This is a genomic window from Streptomyces boncukensis, from assembly GCF_011045075.1.
Lineage (GTDB): Bacteria > Actinomycetota > Actinomycetes > Streptomycetales > Streptomycetaceae > Streptomyces > Streptomyces boncukensis.
This window is the reverse complement of sequence record NZ_JAAKZZ010001064.1, coordinates 1-718: the sequence shown is the minus strand read 5'-3', so window position 1 is coordinate 718 and position 718 is coordinate 1. Positions and strand designations below refer to the sequence as shown.

Sequence of the window (718 nt, the reverse complement as noted above, 5' to 3'; positions counted from 1 at the left end):
CCGGCTGCCCGACCCCACCCCGGCGGACACCCACCGGCTGGAGGCCCTGGTGGCCGCCGCCCGCCCCGCGCACATGCCGTACACCGTCACCGTGACCGCCGCCGAAAGGACCTCGGAGAGATGACCACGCAGCACTGCGCCGAGTGCGGCACCCGCGCGGAACCGGGGCAGTCGTTCTGCGACGCCTGCGGCGCCGTCCTCAGCTGGGACCAGGCAGGCGCCCGCTCCGGCACCCGCTCGGGCGCCCGCTCGGCCTCCGAGGCGCCGCCCGGCTGGAACGCGTTCTCCCGGCCCGGCGACTCCGGCCCGGAGCAGCCGCCGTACCGGACCCGGCAGGTAGCGCAGCCGCAGCCGCAGCCGCTGCCGCCGCTCGCCCCCGGCACGGCCGGTCCCGGACCTGCCCCCGCCGCGGCGCCGGCCGCCGCGACGGCCGCAGAGCCCGCCACCGCCCAGGGGCCCGGCGTCGCCGGGCCGTCGGCGCCCACCGTGGGGCTGCCGAACACCTCCGCGGGGCTGCCCCAGCGGCACCCCCCGCAGCCCGGGGCGGCGCCGTCCGCACCCGCTGCCGGACCCGCCTCCGGACCCGCGTCCGGACCCGCGTCCGAAACCGGCTCCGAGGCCGCGGACATGGAGGACACCGATCCCAACATCCCGCTGCCCGGCACCGCGTCCGACCGGGCCCGCTCCCTCATCGTCCCCGTCACGGACCCGCAACCCG

At 80.2% G+C, this 718-nt stretch carries 2 pseudogenes; both read left to right on the top strand.

What is annotated here, in order from left to right:
* Positions 1–124, top strand: a pseudogene (locus G5C65_RS39975) (phage tail protein); the annotation flags it as partial.
* A pseudogene (locus tag G5C65_RS37940) lies at positions 121–718 on the top strand (zinc ribbon domain-containing protein); the annotation flags it as partial. The pseudogenes G5C65_RS39975 and G5C65_RS37940, both read left to right, overlap by 4 nt.